Source organism: Streptomyces sp. NBC_01235 (assembly GCF_035989285.1).
Lineage (GTDB): Bacteria > Actinomycetota > Actinomycetes > Streptomycetales > Streptomycetaceae > Streptomyces.
Genome location: NZ_CP108513.1, coordinates 531,668 through 548,258, shown reverse-complemented (window position 1 = coordinate 548,258; position 16,591 = coordinate 531,668). Strand labels below are relative to the sequence as shown.

The window sequence follows — 16,591 nt, the reverse complement described above, 5'->3', positions numbered from 1 at the left end:
CCATGCCTGCGGGATGCGTGCACGTGCGTGCACCGATTCCACCGAGGGCGCAACGCCGGGCTCCTCCCCGTGGACGCCCGCACTCCTAGGCTGGTGAGGTGAGCAACCAAACGCCGAACCAAGCCCGCGTGATCCCGCTGCGCCCGCCTACCGAGCGCCTGGGTGACACCTCCGCCCCCGCTCCCCGGCCCGCGCCGCGCGAGCCCTTGTGGCGCGACCTGGTGGGAGACGTCCTGCGCCGTGAACGCCAGGCGCAGGAGCGCACGCTCAAGGATGTCGCCGACTCGGCCCGCATCTCCATGCCGTACCTCTCGGAGGTGGAGCGCGGCCGCAAGGAGGCCTCCTCGGAGGTCCTCGCGGCCGCCGCCCACGCCCTCGGCCTGGGCCTGGGCGACCTGCTGGCCCAGGCCCAGGGTGAGCTGGTCCGGCTCAGCAGCCGGCACTCCAACAGGAGCCGTGCGACGACGGGTTCGTCGCACAACGGCCTCTGCCTGGCTGCCTGACGCGCCGTGCGGGCCGGCGTCTCACACCGTCACGAGACGCCGGCTGACCACCTCGTCGGCCAGCCCGTAGGCCACCGCCTCCTGCGCGGTGAACACCTTGTCACGGTCCATGTCCGCGCGCAGGGTCGCGATGTCGTGGTGCGTGTGGCGGGCCAGTACCTCCTCGACCTGGCCGCGGATCCGGACCATCTCCTTGGCCTGTAGCGCCAGGTCCGACACCGTGCCCCGCTGGCCGCCGCTGGCCGGCTGCCCCAGCAGCACACGCGCGTGCTCCAGCACGAACCGCCGCCCCGGGTCCCCGCCGGCCAGCAGCACGGCCGCCGTCGACGCGGCCTGTCCGACGCAGAACGTCGAGATCGGCGCCTGCACGTACGTCATCGTGTCGTAGATCGCCATCAGTGAAGTGAACGATCCGCCAGGGGAGTTGAGGTAGATCGAGATCTCGCTCTCCGGGGCCGACGACTCCAGATGGAGGAGTTGCGCGATGACGACGTTGGCGACCCCGTCGTCGATCTCGGTGCCGAGGAAGATGATCCGCTCGGACAGCAGCCTGCTGAACACGTCGTAGGACCGCTCGCCCTGCGGGGTGCGCTCGACCACGTTCGGAATCGTGTAGGACCCCATGTCACAGCCCCATCCGTCGCTTGGAGGCGGCCGGGCGGACGTCCGCGAGGGACTCCACGACCTGGTCCACCATGCCGTACTCCCTGGCCTCCTCGGCCGTGAACCAGCGGTCGCGGTCGCCGTCCCGGGAGATGGTCTCCGGCGTCTGGCCGGTGTGCTCGGCGGTGATGCGCTCGATGGTGCGCTTGGTGAACTCGTGGTTCTCCGCCTGGATCTCGATGTCCGCCGTGGTGCCGCCGATCCCGGCCGACGGCTGGTGCATCATGACGCGCGCGTTCGGCAGCGCGTACCGCTTGCCGGGCGCGCCGACGCTGAGCAGGAACTGGCCCATGCTGGCCGCGAAGCCCATGGCCAGCGTCGAGACGTCGTTGGGGATCAGCCGCATCGTGTCGTAGATGGCGAGCCCCGCGTGCACCGACCCGCCCGGGCTGTTGATGTACAGGGCGATGTCGGTGCGCTGGTCCTCCGCCGACAGGATCAGCAGCTGCGCGCAGACGCGGTTCGCGGAGACCTCGTCGACCTGGGTGCCCAGGAGCACGATGCGCTGGGCGAGCAGTTGGGCGGCGAGATGGTCGTCGAAGCGGGTGGGCGGGGTGTCGCCCTCCTCGGCGCGGGGAGCGAGCGTGGTGAGTGCAGTCATCGGTTCTCCTCGTCGTGGCGTGGATGCCGTCGACTCCACTCTTGACGTCCGTGGACGCCCGAACGCGGTTTCTCTGCCCGCGGCAGATTCGCCACGGGCAGAGCCTGCCGTCAGCCCTGTTCGAGCAGTTGCCGGAGGAACGCCCGCACGTCGTCCACCAGCAGGTCGGGCTCCTCCAGCGCCGCGAAGTTGGCGCCCCGGTCGAACTCCGTCCAGCGCACGAGGTTCTCGGTGGGCTCGGCCCTCTGCCGCAGGGGGATCTGCGGCTCGGCGGGGAAGAGGGCGAGCGCCGTCGGCACCGTCGACGGTTCCCGGGGTGCGGCCGCCCGGCCGGTGGCGTGCTGCCGTTCGTAGTACATCCGGGCGGACGAACCGGCCGTCCCGGTCAGCCAGTAGAGCATCACGTTGGTCAGCAGCGTCTCGGCCGCCCGCCAGTCGTAGACGTGGCGCCAGTACCGGACCAGCTCGCGCAGACAGGCGGTCGGCACCCCGTACGCCCAGCCCGTCCCGGGCAGCCCCTGCGGCCACATGGTCCGGTCGAGCCGGTCGAGCCGGTCGAGCCGGTCGAGCCGGTCGAGCCGGTCGAGCCGGTCGAGCCGGTCGTTCAGGTCGTACAGGTCGTCGAGGGAGCCCTGCGGGATGGCGAGACGCAAGGGCCGGATGCCGCTGTCGGTGATCGATCGATGACGTCATGGAACCGGATGCCAATTCGCACGCGGGGCGCTGCCGTCCGGGTGAATCCCCGGCCCGACCGATGAGTTCCGCGGCGAGGATCGGTCGACACTGATGACCACGTTCCCAGGAGGTACTCATGACCACCGACGGATTCACCACGTGTCTCTGGTTCGACGGCAACGCCGAGGAAGCCGCCCACCACTACGTGTCGATCTTCAAGAACTCCAGCGTCGGGCGCGTCGCCCGCTACACCGAGGCCGGACCGGGCCCCGTCGGCTCCGTCGTCACCGTGGAGTTCACCGCGAACGGGCAGAAGTTCGTCGCGCTGAACGGCGGCCCGGAGTTCACGTTCACCGAGGCGATCTCCTTCCAGATCGACTGCGCCGACCAGGAGGAGGTCGACTACTACTGGAACAAGCTCCTCGAGGGCGGCGGCGAGCCCGGTCCCTGCGGCTGGCTCAAGGACAAGTACGGCGTGTCCTGGCAGGTCGTCCCGAGCGTGCTCGTCCCCATGGTCACCGACCCCGACCAGGAGAAGGCCGCCCGGGCGATGAAAGCCATGCTCTCCATGGGCAAGCTCGACATCGCCGCCCTGCGGAAGGCCTACGACGGCGTGTAGCAGCCGGCCGGCGAGAGCGCGCTAACGGGACTGGGCCTCGGCCACGATCTCCTTGATCACATGCCGGGAGTTCTCCGCGAGCGGCGGATTGGTCTCCCAGTAGTACGGCAGCTGGATCAGCGAGATCGACAGGGCCCAGCCCCGGCCGCGCGCCCACTCGTCGTCGTCCGCGCCGATCGCCTCCCGGAACGTGCCGCGGGCCGACGCGGGCAGCAGGTTCCAGGCGACGATCAGGTCGACGGCCGGGTCGCCCACCCCGACGCTGCCGAAGTCGATCACGGCCGTGAGCCGCCCGCCCTCGACCAGCACGTTCCCGGGTGAGAGGTCCCCGTGGGCCCAGACGGGCGGCTCCGCGCGCCCCGACGTCCGCAGGGCCTCCTCCCACAGGGCGGTGACCGCGTCCGTGTCGATCCGCCCGTCCAGTCGAGCGAGGGCGTCGCGCGTGGGGGTGTCCCGCTCCGCCAGCGGGACACCCCGGTGGTTCGGCGGACCGCCCTGCGTCTCGATCCCGCGCAGGGCGGTGACGAACGCCGCCAGGTCCGCCGCCAGCGCCTGCGGCTGCTCGACGGCGCCGGCGACCGGGTTACGGCCGTCCAGCCAGCGGTAGACCGACCAGGGCCAGGCGAATCCCTCGCCCGGCGCGCCCCGCTCCAGCGGCACGGGCGCGGCGACGGGCAGCATCGGCCCGAGCCGGGCCAACCAGTGCTGCTCGTGCGCCACGCTCTCGACGGCGCCGGGATGCCGGGGCAGCCGCACCACCTTGTCGGCGCCGAGCCGGAACATCGCGTTCTCCGTCCCGGAGGAGGCCAGCCGCCGTACGGGCAGCCCGGCCCAGTGCGGGAACTGGGCGGCGAGGAGCCGGCTCACCAGCGGGGCGTCGAGGTCGACCTCGTCCGGACGCATCTTCGCAGCACTCATGCGCCCTATTGCAAGGGGCCAACCTCCTTGCTGTCCAACGGAATTCACACCCGGTCGGCCGTGATCAGCAGATGCGGGAAGCCGCCGTCGCGATGGGCGGTGAGGAACGAAGGAAGCCGAGCGCGGGTGGATGTCGCAGATGCAGATGCAGTGCGCGTTGATGAGCGACACCTCGCGCGAGGCCTGGCCGTAGGCGTCGTCGTAGCAGCCGGTGATGACGACGTGGAGTCCGCCGCGGCGCGGCAGCCGGGCGTGCTCGGCGAACAGCAGGTCCAGTGCGACGTACATGGTCGGCTCGTTGTTCAGGCCGGCCACACCCACGTGTGTGCAGCCGCTTCCTTCATGCGCTGCCACGCGTCGGAGCGCTCGTGGGTCACTCTCGGTGACTTCCGTGTTCGGCGCGCGAGGCGACAGCCGGGTGGCTAGCGTGAGGAACCGGACAATCCATCTCATCGGGAGGGCCGCGACCATGGCCGTACGACCAGAGGGAGCCCCTTGTTGGGCCGACGCGATGTTCAGCGACCTGGAGGGCGCCAAGCGCTTCTACGGCGAGGTCCTCGGCTGGACCTTCGGCGAGGCGTCGTCGGAGTACGGGAACTACACACAGGCCTACGCCGACGGCAAGGCGGTCGCCGCCGTCGTCCCGCCGATGCCCGGGCAGGAGGGCCACTCGCAGTGGTGTCTGTATCTCGCCTCCCCGGACGCCGCCGCGACCGCCGGCAAGATCCGTGAGAACGGCGGTGAAGTGCTGATGGAGCCGATGAAGGTCGGCGAGTTCGGCACGATGTGCCTGGGCCGCGAGCCCAGCGGCGCCGTCTTCGGCGTGTGGCAGGCAGGCGTCCACGAGGGCTTCGAGGCGCCGCCCGAGCAGCCCGGCGCGTTCTGCTGGGCCGAGTTCTTCACCCGTGACCCGGAAAAGACGGACACGTTCCTCCCGGCCGTGTTCCCGTACGCGGCGAAGCAGCTCCAGGACGACTCGGTCGACTTCCGCCTGTTCGAGATCGGCGGTGACATGGTCCTCGGCCGCATGAAGATGACGGAGGAGTTCCCGCCCGAGGTGCCGTCGTACGTCAACGTCTACTTCACCGTCGACAACTGTGACGACGCCGTGGCCAGGGCCACCAAGGTGGGCGGCGTCCTGCGCTTCGGCCCGATGGACACCCCGTTCGGACGGTTCGCCGCGATCAGCGACCCGCAGGGCGCGAACTTCTCGGTGATCGACGTCACCACCACCGTGGGCGAGATGCCGCAGACCGAGGACGTGTCCTAGACACGGGGACGAGCGCCCGGCCCGCCATGGCATGATCGTGCGCATGCGTGAACGAGTGGTGGCCGCGTGCGACGGGGCTTCGAAGGGAAACCCGGGACCGGCGGGCTGGGCGTGGGTGGTGGCGGACGACGCGGAGACCCCGGCCCGCTGGGAGGCCGGCCCGCTCGGCAAGGCCACCAACAACGTCGCCGAACTCACCGCGCTCGAACGGCTGTTGGCCTCGACCGACCCGGCTGTGCCGCTCGAGATCCGGATGGACTCGCAGTACGCCATGAAGGCCGTCACCACCTGGCTGCCCGGCTGGAAGCGCAACGGCTGGAAGACGTCCGCCGGCAAGCCGGTCGCCAACCAGGAGCTCGTCGTCCGCATCGACGAACTGCTCGACGGCCGCTCGGTCGACTTCCGCTACGTGCCCGCCCACCAGGTCGACGGCGACCCGCTCAACGACTTCGCCGACCGCGCCGCCAGCCAGGCGGCAAGCGTCCAGCAACCGGCCGGCAGCGACCAGGGCTCCCCGGAGCCGCCGGCCTCGCCGGACACCCCGAAGCCGAAGTCCGCCCGCGCCGGAGGAAGCAAGTCCCCCCGGCGCGGCGGGGGTTCGTCGTCCCGCACGCTCAAAGCAAAGTTCCCCGGCCGCTGCGTGTGCGGCCGCGGTTACGCGGCCGGCGAGGAGATCGCCAAGAACGCGCAGGGCTGGGGCCACCCGGAGTGCCGTGGCACCGAGGCCTGATCAGGCGTCGAAGGTGTAGTGGGCCGTGTGGTCGAGCAGGGCCGCCGGAGTCGTGTCGTTCCACGGTTTCATCGTCTCGTCCAGATCGACGACGTCCGGTGTTCCGCCGCCCGGGAGGTACGTCGACTTCGGATGCCGGCGCTGCCACTCGGCCCACAACTTGTCGATGTAGGCGTGGTGCAGCCAGAACACCGGGTCGTTGGGGGAGACCCCGGTCGCCATCTGCCCGCCGACCCACACATGGACCCGGTTGTGCAGATTGACCCCGCGCCAGCCCTCCAGGTGATTGCGGAAGCCGTCGGAGCCGCTGTTCCACGGCGCCATGTCGTACGTCTCCATCGCCAGCACCGACTCGACCTCGGCCCGGGTCGGCAGCTCCCGCACGTTCGTCGCCAGCGCGCGCCGGAGGTAAGTGCGGCCGTCCACCCGGACGTTGATCGGCCAGTTGCCAGCGGTCGCGGCGAACGGGCCGTCCATCACCTGGCCGTCCCGGCTGCGCCCGCTGCCGCCGAGGAAGTCCGGCGCCCACAGCGAGGAACGCGTCGAACGGTCGGCCGACCAGTCCCAGTAGGGCAGCGCCACCGACACGTCCACCGACTGCAACGCCCGCTCGAACTCCAGCAGGAATCTGCGGTGCCACGGCAGGAACGACGGCGAACGGTGGCCGGTGCGCTCACCGTTGTCGGTGTCGCCGAGGATGAAGGCGTTGTGCGTGGTGACGAAGGCGTCGTAGCGGCCGCTGCGCTTGAGCTCGAGGACGGCGGCGACGAAGCGCCGCTTCTCGTCGGCGGTCAAGGACGACTGGTTCTTGCGGACGGTCATGTGCGGTGCTCCAAGTGTGCGCGAGAGGAGGGCGGTCGGCCGGTCAGCCGGCGGGGAAGGGTTCGAGCCGGGCGCCCTGCAACTCGTCGACCGCGGCGCGGGCGGCGGCCCGCGGGGTGGGAACAGGGTCGTAGTGACTGACCACGCTGATCCACGAGCCGTCGGCGTTGCGCATCACGTGCAGCTCGACCTCGTCGACGTACACGGCGTAGCCGCCGCCGTGGTGATGACCGCTCCCGCCGGCGGACCGGCCCTGTATCCGGCGGCCCTTGTAGACCTCGTCGAAGGAGTCGGGGGAGCCATGGGGGCCGTGGTCGCCGGCCCGGGCGGCGGGGGCGGCGACCAACTGGGCACCGGCGACGACGGCCGCCGCGGTGAGTGCGCGACGACGGCTGAGTTCCGGCATGCGGGACCTCCTGGGGTGCGTTCGATTGACGACCCCGTATGCCTATCGGCCGGGAGGAGAACGGGAGAAATCACCCGCGACGGGTTGGCTGTGATCAAGACAATCAATGACAAGTCGTGCAATGTTGAACGAAGATGATCTTGGCGTCGACGGGGCTCGCATGAGGCGGAAGGGGAAATTCCTTTCCGTGGGAGCGCTGCTTCGGGTGGACTTTCGCGCGGCGGTGTTCCGTCCGTGGTGTGGCTCACGTGGGAAAACTGGCGCGATCGGGCAGGCAGGGCGTCCATCGGCGGATGCCACCTGCTGCTACCCTGCGTCGTCAATCCACCACGTCCGGTAATTCCTAGGGGTGCGCGTGAAGGTCGCCTGTGTCGGCGGCGGGCCCGCCGGCCTGTATCTCTCGATCCTGCTCAAGCGGCAGGACCCGTCCCACGACATCACCGTCCACGAGCGCGACTCCGAGGGCTCGACCTACGGCTGGGGTGTCACGTACTGGCAGGGGCTCCTCGACAGACTCCACGCCTGCGACCCCGAGTCGGCGCGCGCGATCGACGAGAGTTCCGTCCGCTGGAACGAAGGCGTCGCCCATGTAAGGGATCTGGCGACCCGCCGGCCCGGCGACGAAGGGCACGGCATCGGCCGGCACAAGCTGCTGGAGATCCTCGCCGCCCGTGCCCGCGCACTTGGCGTACGGCTCGAATTCGAGAGCGAGATCACCGCCGAGGACCTGCCGGACGCCGACCTCGTCGTGGCCGGCGACGGAGTCCACAGCGCCCTGCGTACCCGGCACGCGGACGACTTCGGCGCCGAACTCGCACCGGGCCGCAACTCCTACGTCTGGCTCGGCACCACCAAGGTCTTCGACACCTTCACCTTCGCCTTCGTCGAGACCGAGCACGGCTGGATCTGGTGCTACGGCTACCCCTTCAGCTCCGAGCGGAGCACCTGCGTCATCGAGTGCGCCCCCGAGACCCTGGCCGGACTCGGCCTCGACCGGGCGAGCGAGGGCGACGGCCTCGCCGACCTGGAGAAGCTCTTCGCGCACATCCTCGACGGCCACCCCCTGATCGGCCGCGCGTCCGCAGTCGGCAGTGCCCAGTGGCTGACCTTCCGCACCCTCACCAACCGCACCTGGTACCACGACAACCTCGTCCTCCTCGGCGACGCCGCGCACACCACCCACTACTCGATCGGCGCCGGCACCACCCTCGCCCTGGAGGACGCCATCGCCCTCGCCGACGCCCTGCGCGAGAGCGCCGACCTCCCGCGGGCTCTCGCCCGCTATGAGCGGGAACGCAAGTCCGCCCTGCTCTCCCCGCAGAGCGCCGCCCGCTACAGCGCCCAGTGGTACGAGAACCTCACCCGCTACATCCATCTGCCCCCGGAGCAGATGTTCGCCCTGCTCGGCCAGCGCCACTCCCCCCTGCTGCCCTACGTGCCGCCCCAGCTCTACTACCGGCTCGACCGGGCGGCCGGGCGGCTGGAGGTCCTGCGCCGGTTCAAGCGCTGGCTGGGTCCGAAGCTGGCGCGCGGCGCGCACGCGCGGACTCCGGCCTCCCGCAAGTAGCCGGTCGGGCGTCCGCACCAGAACGGGCGAACCTTGGGTGAATGGCAATTCACTGCTACGGTGAATTGCCATTCACCTGAATTTCGTTTTCGTGCAAGCCGCTGGAGTGCTCATGGCGTCGCCCGCTCCGATACCCACTCCGACCGGCTCAGTCGCCGGTCCGCGGGCCCGTCTCACCGTTCCGGTCCTGGCGTACTGCGGCATCCTCATGGCGGTCATGCAGACCGTCGTCGTCCCGCTCCTGCCCGACCTGCCCCGGCTGACCGGTGCCTCGCCGGGCGCGGTCTCCTGGATGGTGACCGCCTCGCTGCTGTCCGGAGCGGTCCTCACCCCGGTCCTCGGCCGCGCCGGCGACATGTACGGCAAGCGGCGGGTGCTGCTCCTGTCGTTCGGCCTGATGGCCGCCGGCTCGGTGATCTGCGCCCTCACCTCCGACATCGGCGTGCTGATCGCGGCCCGGGCCCTGCAGGGCGCCGCGTCCTGCGTCGTCCCGCTGTCCATCAGCATCCTGCGCGACGAACTGCCCCCGGCACGCCGGGGATCCGCCGTGGCCCTGATGAGTTCCACCGTCGGCATCGGCGCCGCGCTGGGGCTGCCGGCGGCGGCCGTGGTCGTGCAGTACGCGAACTGGCACGTGATGTTCTGGGTGACCGCCGCCCTGGGCGTCACCGGGCTCGCGCTGATCCGGTGGACGGTGCCGGAGTCACCCGTGCGCGAGCCCGGCGGGTTCGACGTGACAGGGGCGCTCGGGCTGGCCGCCGGGCTGATCTGCCTGCTCCTGGCCGTGTCCCAGGGTGGCCAGTGGGGCTGGGGGAGCGCCCGGGTCATCGGACTGCTCCTGGGCGCCGCGGTCGTCCTGGGCCTGTGGTGGCGGCAGCAGTTGCGGACCGCACGGCCCCTGGTGGACCTGCGGTTGGTGTCCCGGCCGAGGGTCGGCCTGTCCCATGTGGCCGCGCTCCTGACCGGCTTCGCGTTCTACGCCAACTCGCTGGTGACCGCCCAGTTGGTGCAGACGCCCGAGGCCACCGGCTACGGGCTCGGGCTGTCCATCGTCCAGACGGGCCTGTGCCTGCTGCCAGGGGGCCTCACCATGCTGCTGTTCTCGCCGGTCTCCGCCCGTATGTCCGAGGCGCGCGGCCCCCGGGTCACCCTCGCTCTGGGCGCCGCCGTCATCGCCTCCGGGTACGCCGTGCGCATCGCCGACAGCCGGGAACTGTGGATGATCATGGTGGGGGCGACGGTCGTGGCGACGGGCACCACCCTCGCCTACTCCGCGCTGCCGGCCCTGATCCTGCGCGCCGTCCCGGCCGGGCAGACCGCCTCGGCGAACGGCGTCAACGTTCTGATGCGCACGATCGGCCAGGCCGTCTCCAGCGCCGCCGTGGCCGCCGTCCTCGTGCACCACACCAGCCTCGTCGGCGGAGCCCCGGTGCCGACGCTGCACGGCTATCTGCTGACCTTCGGCGTCGCGGGCGCGGTGGCCCTGGCCGCGTGCGCGGTGGCGCTGACCATCCCCGGCGACCGGAAACCCGAGGGCACCCGGCGGGCCCGCGGCCGCACCCCCTCCGTCAACGACGAGGCGATGGAGGGAGCATGAGTGCCGTGAACACCCCGTCCGGAACCTCCGCGGCGCCCGCACGTCGGGACGCCGAGGCGACCAAGGCGGCCATCCTGCGCGCCGCCCGCCATCTCCTGGCCCGCCACGCCCACGCGGACATCACCCTCAAGGCCGTCGCGGAGCGCGCCGGGGTGAGCCCGCCCCTGATCCTGAAGTACTTCGGTAACAAGGACGCCCTCTTCGCCCGCGTGATGTCCTTCGAGGAGGACGCCGAGGCTCTCCTGGCCGGCCCGCTGGAGGACCTGGGCCGCCACATGGTCCGGCATGTCGTGGTCGGCCAGCGCGAGCGCGGCGCCGACCCCGTGCTGCGCATCGTCTTCGCCCCCCTGCACGGCGACCACGGGGACATCCTGCGGACCAACTTCCGCGCCCAGGTCACCGAACGCCTCGCCGCCCGCCTCACCGGCCCCGACGCGGCCGTACGCGCCGAACTCGCCCTCGCCGCCCTCCTCGGCCTGGGCGTGATGTTCGGCATCGCCCGTGGAAGGGGAGTGCGAGCGATGCCCGTCGAGGACATCGTCGACCGGTACGGCCCGACGGTCCAGGCCCATCTGACGCCCTAGGGGAACAGCCGCCCGTGCAGCGGTGCCCGGAACACCCGGTGCGGGTCCTGCCGTTCCAGTGCATCCGCGGCCTCGTCCCACGCGGAACCGAAGGACTCCGGCACCACCGTCCCCAGAACCTCCCCGTCACTCCACGCGGCCTCGTCCGTGTATCCCCAGCCCTTCGACCACTCCACCCGGGTGAGGGCGTGCGTGCCGTCGTAGGTCGCGAGCAGGAAGCGCTCGAGCCCGCGGTAGAACGCCTCGGTGTACGGCGTCCCCGGGAGCGTCAGCACGTCCAGCCAGACGGCCGTGTCCCACTCGGGGTGGTCGGGGTCGGGGCGCAGCGCGGAGAGCGACGGCGGCCGGGCGCCGGCGAGTTGGGCCTCCGCCGGGTCGTCGAGGCCGGTCACCCGGATCTCCACCGAGCCGTTGACGGGGAAGCGGCCCAGGGCGGCGTACGCGGCCAGCCGCTCCCGGTAGAAGGAGGTGAACTCGGCGACGACACGCTGCACCTGGTCCCGGCCGGTCAGTACCGCGTACCCGTTGGCGTGCACCCGCAGCGTGGTCGGCCTGATGTACAGCAGCGTGTTCTTCGACGGCCCCCAGATGTCCGCCGACAGGGTCGCCACGAGCCCGACCGCGGCCACGTCGAGTTGCGCGTTGCCGAGCACCGGCGCCAGATACCAGGCCCCGTCCGCGACCATCCGCCCGGCCAGGTCCGCCACCAGTGTCGGGACGTTGTCGGAGAAGGGGTACGGGTACGGCGACGTCACGTGCCGCGAGGTGAGCGGCTTCGTCGGTTCGACGGACCACACCTTGAACCACGGGGACTCGGTGAACGCGAACCAGATGGCCTCCACCCGCCCGTCGGACTCCAGGAAGCTCGCCAGCGTCCGCCCCTTCGTGCCGGGCGCCGCGAACAGCTCCTTCGCCGGAATGTCCGTACGGCTGACACACCGCAGGTTGCTGTCGGCACCCACCCGCAGCACCACCTCGGTCACCAGCGACCGCCCGAGATGCGTGAGCAGCGCCGCGCCGTCCGCCTCGTCACGGCGATACGTCCGCAAGCCGTACGCCCCGCCGTCCGCGTCCCACACCACGGCCGTCAGGGAGAGCACACGGTTGCTGAGCGAGCCGTAGGTCTGCCCGGGCAGCCGCTCCTCGCCCCGCGCCGGTACGGCCGTGCCGTGCGCGTCGACGGCCAGCGCGCCGCCCAGCGTGAGGTCGCCGGGGGCCGGTGCGGCGGTGACACCGAGGCCATGGCCTTCGAGGAAGGTGAGCAGGTCCTCCAGCGTGACACCGGTCCCGGCGCGCACCGCGTCGGACCCGACCAGGGCCAGGCCGGTCAGATGCGGAGCGGTGTCGACGAGCAGGACCGGCGCGTCCGCCGACGTGTCCTCCGCGACGGTCAGCGGCGACCAGCCGTGCGACGCGCCCCGGGGCCGTACCGTCCAGCCGTGCCGCCAGGCCCAGTTGACGACGCCGACCACCTGGTCGGGCCCCGCGGGCGCGCACGCCCACAGGCCGGTCACGGTGATCTCGCCGTCCCAGTTCCGGTACGCCGTACGGGAGAGGAAGACGTCCGGGGGAAAGTCCGGCAGCTCCTGCGCGGCGACGGCCGGGTCGGCGGCCACCAGGACGGGGGCGGCGGCCAGGGTCGCGGCCGCGGTGCGCAGGAAGCCGCGGCGGGTCCAAGAAGGGTCCCCCGGTTGATGGTTGCTCAGTGAACGATCAGTCACGCACTCACGCTAGAGGCCAGTTCGGCACATACGGCCGCACGGTCGAACAGCGTCACTCTTGCGGGTGAAAGATTCACAGGTGGCAGCCTGGAGCGGCCCGTTCCGCACCAGGTCACCACGGATGACAGACTGACCTCATGGACGAGCGCGAATTCGGTAGGTCTGGTCAGCACGCATCCGTCGTCGGTCTCGGCACCTGGCAACTGGGCGCCGACTGGGGAGACGTCGACGACAAGGAGGCCCTGACGGTTCTGGAGGCGGCGGCCGAGTCGGGCGTCACCTTCTTCGACACCGCCGACGTCTACGGCGACGGACGCAGCGAGCAGACCATCGCCACGTTCCTGGGCAGTCGGCCCGACCTGCACGTGCTGGTCGCCACCAAGATGGGCCGCCGGGTCGACCAGATCCCGGAGAACTACGTCCTGGACAACTTCCGCGCCTGGAACGACCGCTCCCGCCGCAACCTCGGCGTCGACCGCATCGACCTGGTGCAGTTGCACTGCCCGCCCACCCCCGTCTACTCCAGCGACGAGGTCTTCGACGCGCTCGACACCCTCGTCGAGGAGGAGCGCATCGCGCACTACGGCGTCAGCGTGGAGACCTGCGCCGAGGCCCTCACCGCGATCGCCCGGCCGGGCGTGGCGAGCGTGCAGATCATCCTCAACCCGTTCCGCCTGAAGCCCCTGTACGAGGTGCTCCCGGCGGCCCGGGAGACCGGCGTCGGCATCATCGCCCGCGTCCCGCTCGCCTCCGGACTGCTCTCGGGCAAGTACACCAAGGACACCGTCTTCCCGGAGAACGACCACCGCGCCTACAACCGGCACGGCGAGTCCTTCGACCAGGGCGAGACGTTCTCCGGTGTCGACTACGCCACCGGTGTCGAGGCCGCCGTCGAGTTCGCGGCCCTCGCGCCCGAGGGGTACACCCCGGCCCAGCTGGCGCTGCGCTGGATCATCCAGCAGCCCGGTGTGACCACCGTGATCCCGGGTGCTCGCTCGCCCGAGCAGGCCCGCGCCAACGCGGCCGCCGCCAGGCTCCCGGAGCTCTCCGACGAGACCCTCGCGGCCGTCCGCGACCTGTACGACCGCCGCATCAAGGAGCAGGTCGAGGGACGCTGGTAGGCCACCCGGGCGGCGACCGCGGGACGATCGCCGCCCACGGGGTACTCGCCGGGAGAGAGGTCAAAGGAGGCACTCGAACCGGGCGGAGGAGGCCACGTGACGGACACCGCGGCAGGAGCCGAACGGGGCAGGGGGCGCGACGAGACCGAGGAGGAGCGAGCCGACCGCATGTGGGGCGAGCTCATCCAGGAGGTCCGCGTCGCCCAGACAGGCGTGCAGATCCTCTTCGGCTTCCTGCTGACCGTGGTGTTCACCCCGCGCTATGCCGACCTGCCACAAACCGACCAGGTCATCTACATCGTGACCGTCGTCCTGGGCGCCTGCGCGACCGGCGCGCTCATCGGCCCCGTCTCCCTGCACCGCCTGGTCTCCGGACGGCGGGTGAAGCCGCAGGCGGTGCGGTGGGCGTCCCGGCTGACCCTCGTCGGCCTGCTCCTGCTGCTCGCCACCATGACCGCCTCGCTGCTGCTGATCCTGCGGGTGGCCACCCACGACGACTACGTGCCCTGGCTGGTCTCCGGCGTGGTCGCCTGGTACGCGCTGTGCTGGTTCGTGCTGCCGCTGTGGACCCGGCGCCGCTACACGACGCAGTGACGCCGGGGGCCTACGACAACAGTGACGCCGGGGTGCGGCGTGAGTACGGCTACCCGGCTGCGGGCGCGTCGCCCCGCGCGCCGCGCAGCGCGGTGATGCAGCTGCCGATCGCCTGCTGGAGCTCCTCCAACTGCTGCACCATGTCGTCCTCGTAGAAGTCCTGCGCGTCGACGTCGTCGAAGGTGAGCTCCTCGAAGACCTTCGTCGCCCGTTGCAGGCTGCTGTAGAACTTCGTGCGCCGCTCCTGGACGCGCAGCTCGGGATCGGCCTCCACGGTCTCGACGACGAGGCTCTTCATCGTGTCGTAGGCCTCGGTCGCCCACTCGCCCGCGTCCTCGCCGTCGTCGAGCTCGTCGATCAGCGAGAGGTGCCGTTCGGCCTCCTGGCGCAGCTCGACGGGCGCGTCGATGGTCTGCCCCGCGGGAGTCTTCACCTGGCCGGACTCGGCGATCTGGCGCACGTACCCGATGCGGTCGGCCGAGCGGCTCTCCGTGGCCACGGCCTTCTTCAGGTCGTCGGTGCGCACGACGTCACGGGCCAGCGCGGCCTGGAGGTCCGGGTCCTCCTTGATGCGGTCCAGGAGGGCGGAGCGGGCCGCGCGGGCGGTCGAGGGGTCGGCGAGGATCGCGGCGCGCAAGGCGGTGGGGTTCTCCGCGACCTCCAGCGCCTTCGTCGGCCGGATGCCCTCGGCCTCGGCGGCCTCCGCGATCGCGGTGCCGCGCTCGGAGGTGGCGCTGGAACGCGAGACGTAGTAGGTCAGCCACACCTCGGCGTCCGGCAGCTCGACCTCCTGGCCCGGCGCCAGCTCCTCGAAGTGCGGGACGAGACCGTCGTCGGCGGCCCGGTCCCAGGCCTTGTAGTACCGCATGACGCGCTCGGGGGAGCAGCCGGCCAGCTCGGCGAACTCCTTCGCCGACACCTTCGGCGTCTCGTCCGCGCTCTGGCCGCCCGGCCGGACGCTGCGCGCCACCATCAGGCCGAAGGCCCACCCGCCGGTCCGCGCGTAGACGCCGAACTCGCGGGCGTCGCGCGCCACGAGGTCGGACAGGGGCGCGGGGGACGTCTGGGGGGATGTCTCGGGCAGGTCGATCGCCAGGGTCACGGATGACTCTCCTCTACGGGCTGCTGGACATAGGATCGGTACTGCGAAAGTGCAGACCGGCAGCCTATATCGACCCATTGGCGATGCTTTGACAGACCCGTGTGCGGGGTGCGGCGGCCGGTCAGCCGAGGGCCTCGCGCAGCGCGGGCAGCAGGGTCTTCTCCGCCCAGTCCAGGTACGCCGGCTGCGAGTCGCCGCCGATCTGCACCAGGGCGATCTCCGTGAACCCGGCTTCGGCGTACGGGCGTACGGCCTCGACGAAGTCGTCGGGATCGTCGCCGCAGGGGATCGCCGAGGCGACGTCGTCGGGCGTCACGAACTGCGTCGCCGACTCGAAGGAGTCCGGGTGCGGCAGTTCGGAGTTCACCTTCCAGCCGTTGCCGAACCAGCGGAACTGGGCGTGCGCGCGCCGCACGGCCGTGTCCCGGTCGGGGTCGTGGCAGACGGGGAGCTGGCCCACGCGCGGCTTGCCCGCGCCGCCGTGCCGGTCGAACGCCTCCAGCAGACCGGACTCGGGCTCCGTGGCGATCACCAGATCGCCCAGCCGGCCCGCCAGTTCGCAGGACTGCTCGCCGGAGACGGCGATGCCGATCGGCGGCGGCTCGTCGGGAAGGTCCCACAACCGGGCCGAGTCCACGTCGTAGTGGGTGCCGTGCCGCGTCACGTGTCCGCCCTCGAACAGCGCGCGGATGATCTCCACGGCCTCCTCCAGCATCTCGTGCCGCACGTCCACGGCGGGCCAGCCACCGCCCACCACATGCTCGTTGAGATTCTCCCCGGAGCCGAGCCCGAGCCGGAAGCGTCCCTCGGACAGCAGCTGCATCGTCGCCGCCTTCTGCGCCACCACCGCCGGGTGGTAGCGGAAGGTCGGACACGTCACGTACGTCATCAGCGGAATGCGTGACGTGGCCTGGGCGGCGGCTCCGAGCACGCTCCACGCGTACGGTGAGTGCCCCTGCGCACGCAGCCACGGAAAGTAGTGGTCCGACGTCACCGAGAAGTCGAAGCCCGCCTCTTCGGCGCGCACCACGTGGTCGACCAGTTCACGAGGGCCGGCCTGTTCGGTCATCATCGTGTATCCGATTCGCACCATGGGAC

General features: G+C 71.2%; 18 protein-coding genes. 9 read left to right on the top strand and 9 right to left on the bottom strand.

Translation table 11 applies throughout. The features are described from left to right. Positions 1–98 precede the first annotated feature (98 nt). Entirely contained in the window at positions 99–503 is a 405-nt protein-coding gene (locus OG289_RS02420; RefSeq protein WP_327312339.1) for a helix-turn-helix domain-containing protein, read from the top strand. 21 nt (positions 504–524) lie between these two features. On the opposite strand, the gene OG289_RS02415 is transcribed toward OG289_RS02420, so the two are convergent. From OG289_RS02415 to OG289_RS02405, 3 genes are all read right to left on the bottom strand, one after another. Further along, positions 525–1,127, bottom strand: coding sequence for a ClpP family protease (locus tag OG289_RS02415; RefSeq protein ID WP_327312338.1), 603 nt, complete (start codon positions 1,125–1,127; stop codon positions 525–527). 1 nt (position 1,128) lies between these two features. After that, positions 1,129–1,767, bottom strand: a complete 639-nt coding sequence (locus OG289_RS02410; protein ID WP_327312337.1) for an ATP-dependent Clp protease proteolytic subunit — start codon at positions 1,765–1,767, stop codon at positions 1,129–1,131. A 110-nt stretch (positions 1,768–1,877) separates the two neighbouring features. Continuing rightward, complete coding sequence (locus OG289_RS02405; protein ID WP_327312336.1) at positions 1,878–2,420, bottom strand: epoxide hydrolase N-terminal domain-containing protein; 543 nt, start codon at positions 2,418–2,420, stop codon at positions 1,878–1,880. Between the two features lie 158 nt (positions 2,421–2,578). Between OG289_RS02405 and OG289_RS02400 the strand changes: the two genes are divergently transcribed. After that, positions 2,579–3,061, top strand: a complete 483-nt coding sequence (locus tag OG289_RS02400; protein ID WP_327312335.1) for a VOC family protein — start codon at positions 2,579–2,581, stop codon at positions 3,059–3,061. Positions 3,062–3,082: 21 nt separating this feature from the next. Here OG289_RS02400 and OG289_RS02395 read toward each other — a convergent pair whose 3' ends face one another. Beyond that, a complete protein-coding gene (locus OG289_RS02395; protein ID WP_327312334.1) occupies positions 3,083–3,979 on the bottom strand; it encodes an aminoglycoside phosphotransferase family protein in 897 nt (298 codons plus the stop codon). Positions 3,980–4,448: 469 nt separating this feature from the next. Between OG289_RS02395 and OG289_RS02390 the strand changes: the two genes are divergently transcribed. Together OG289_RS02390 and OG289_RS02385 are read left to right on the top strand one after the other, a co-directional pair. Continuing rightward, entirely contained in the window at positions 4,449–5,249 is an 801-nt protein-coding gene (locus OG289_RS02390; protein ID WP_327312333.1) for a VOC family protein, read from the top strand. A 31-nt stretch (positions 5,250–5,280) separates the two neighbouring features. Beyond that, a complete protein-coding gene (locus OG289_RS02385) occupies positions 5,281–5,979 on the top strand; it encodes a ribonuclease H family protein (RefSeq protein ID WP_327312332.1) in 699 nt (232 codons plus the stop codon). On the opposite strand, the gene melC2 is transcribed toward OG289_RS02385, so the two are convergent. Together melC2 and melC1 are read right to left on the bottom strand one after the other, a co-directional pair. Next, positions 5,980–6,801, bottom strand: a complete 822-nt coding sequence (melC2, locus tag OG289_RS02380; RefSeq protein WP_327312331.1) for a tyrosinase MelC2 — start codon at positions 6,799–6,801, stop codon at positions 5,980–5,982. Positions 6,802–6,844: 43 nt separating this feature from the next. After that, positions 6,845–7,207, bottom strand: coding sequence for an apotyrosinase chaperone MelC1 (gene melC1 / locus OG289_RS02375; protein WP_327312330.1), 363 nt, complete (start codon positions 7,205–7,207; stop codon positions 6,845–6,847). A 355-nt stretch (positions 7,208–7,562) separates the two neighbouring features. On the opposite strand from melC1, the gene OG289_RS02370 reads away from it, so the two are divergent. The 3 genes from OG289_RS02370 to OG289_RS02360 all read left to right on the top strand — a co-directional run bounded on the left by OG289_RS02370 (position 7,563) and on the right by OG289_RS02360 (position 10,955). Beyond that, positions 7,563–8,774, top strand: a complete 1,212-nt coding sequence (locus OG289_RS02370) for an FAD-dependent monooxygenase (protein WP_327312329.1) — start codon at positions 7,563–7,565, stop codon at positions 8,772–8,774. Between the two features lie 112 nt (positions 8,775–8,886). Beyond that, entirely contained in the window at positions 8,887–10,371 is a 1,485-nt protein-coding gene (locus tag OG289_RS02365) for an MFS transporter (RefSeq protein WP_327312328.1), read from the top strand. Next, positions 10,368–10,955 (top strand): TetR/AcrR family transcriptional regulator, encoded by a 588-nt coding sequence (locus OG289_RS02360; RefSeq protein ID WP_327312327.1) that lies wholly within the window; start codon positions 10,368–10,370, stop codon positions 10,953–10,955. Before OG289_RS02365 ends, OG289_RS02360 begins: the two co-directional genes overlap by 4 nt. Here OG289_RS02360 and OG289_RS02355 read toward each other — a convergent pair. Further along, on the bottom strand, positions 10,952–12,676 hold the full coding sequence (locus tag OG289_RS02355) for a cholesterol oxidase substrate-binding domain-containing protein (RefSeq protein WP_327312326.1): 1,725 nt from the start codon (positions 12,674–12,676) through the stop codon (positions 10,952–10,954). The genes OG289_RS02360 and OG289_RS02355 overlap by 4 nt on opposite strands. A gap of 137 nt (positions 12,677–12,813) precedes the next feature. On the opposite strand from OG289_RS02355, the gene OG289_RS02350 reads away from it, so the two are divergent. Continuing rightward, complete coding sequence (locus tag OG289_RS02350) at positions 12,814–13,797, top strand: aldo/keto reductase (protein WP_327312325.1); 984 nt, start codon at positions 12,814–12,816, stop codon at positions 13,795–13,797. 168 nt (positions 13,798–13,965) lie between these two features. After that, a complete protein-coding gene (locus OG289_RS02345) occupies positions 13,966–14,391 on the top strand; it encodes a DUF6328 family protein (RefSeq protein ID WP_327320560.1) in 426 nt (141 codons plus the stop codon). 49 nt (positions 14,392–14,440) lie between these two features. On the opposite strand, the gene OG289_RS02340 is transcribed toward OG289_RS02345, so the two are convergent. Continuing rightward, entirely contained in the window at positions 14,441–15,493 is a 1,053-nt protein-coding gene (locus tag OG289_RS02340; protein ID WP_327312324.1) for a hypothetical protein, read from the bottom strand. Positions 15,494–15,614: 121 nt separating this feature from the next. Beyond that, on the bottom strand, positions 15,615–16,586 hold the full coding sequence (locus OG289_RS02335; protein ID WP_327312323.1) for an LLM class F420-dependent oxidoreductase: 972 nt from the start codon (positions 16,584–16,586) through the stop codon (positions 15,615–15,617). Positions 16,587–16,591: the final 5 nt, after the last annotated feature.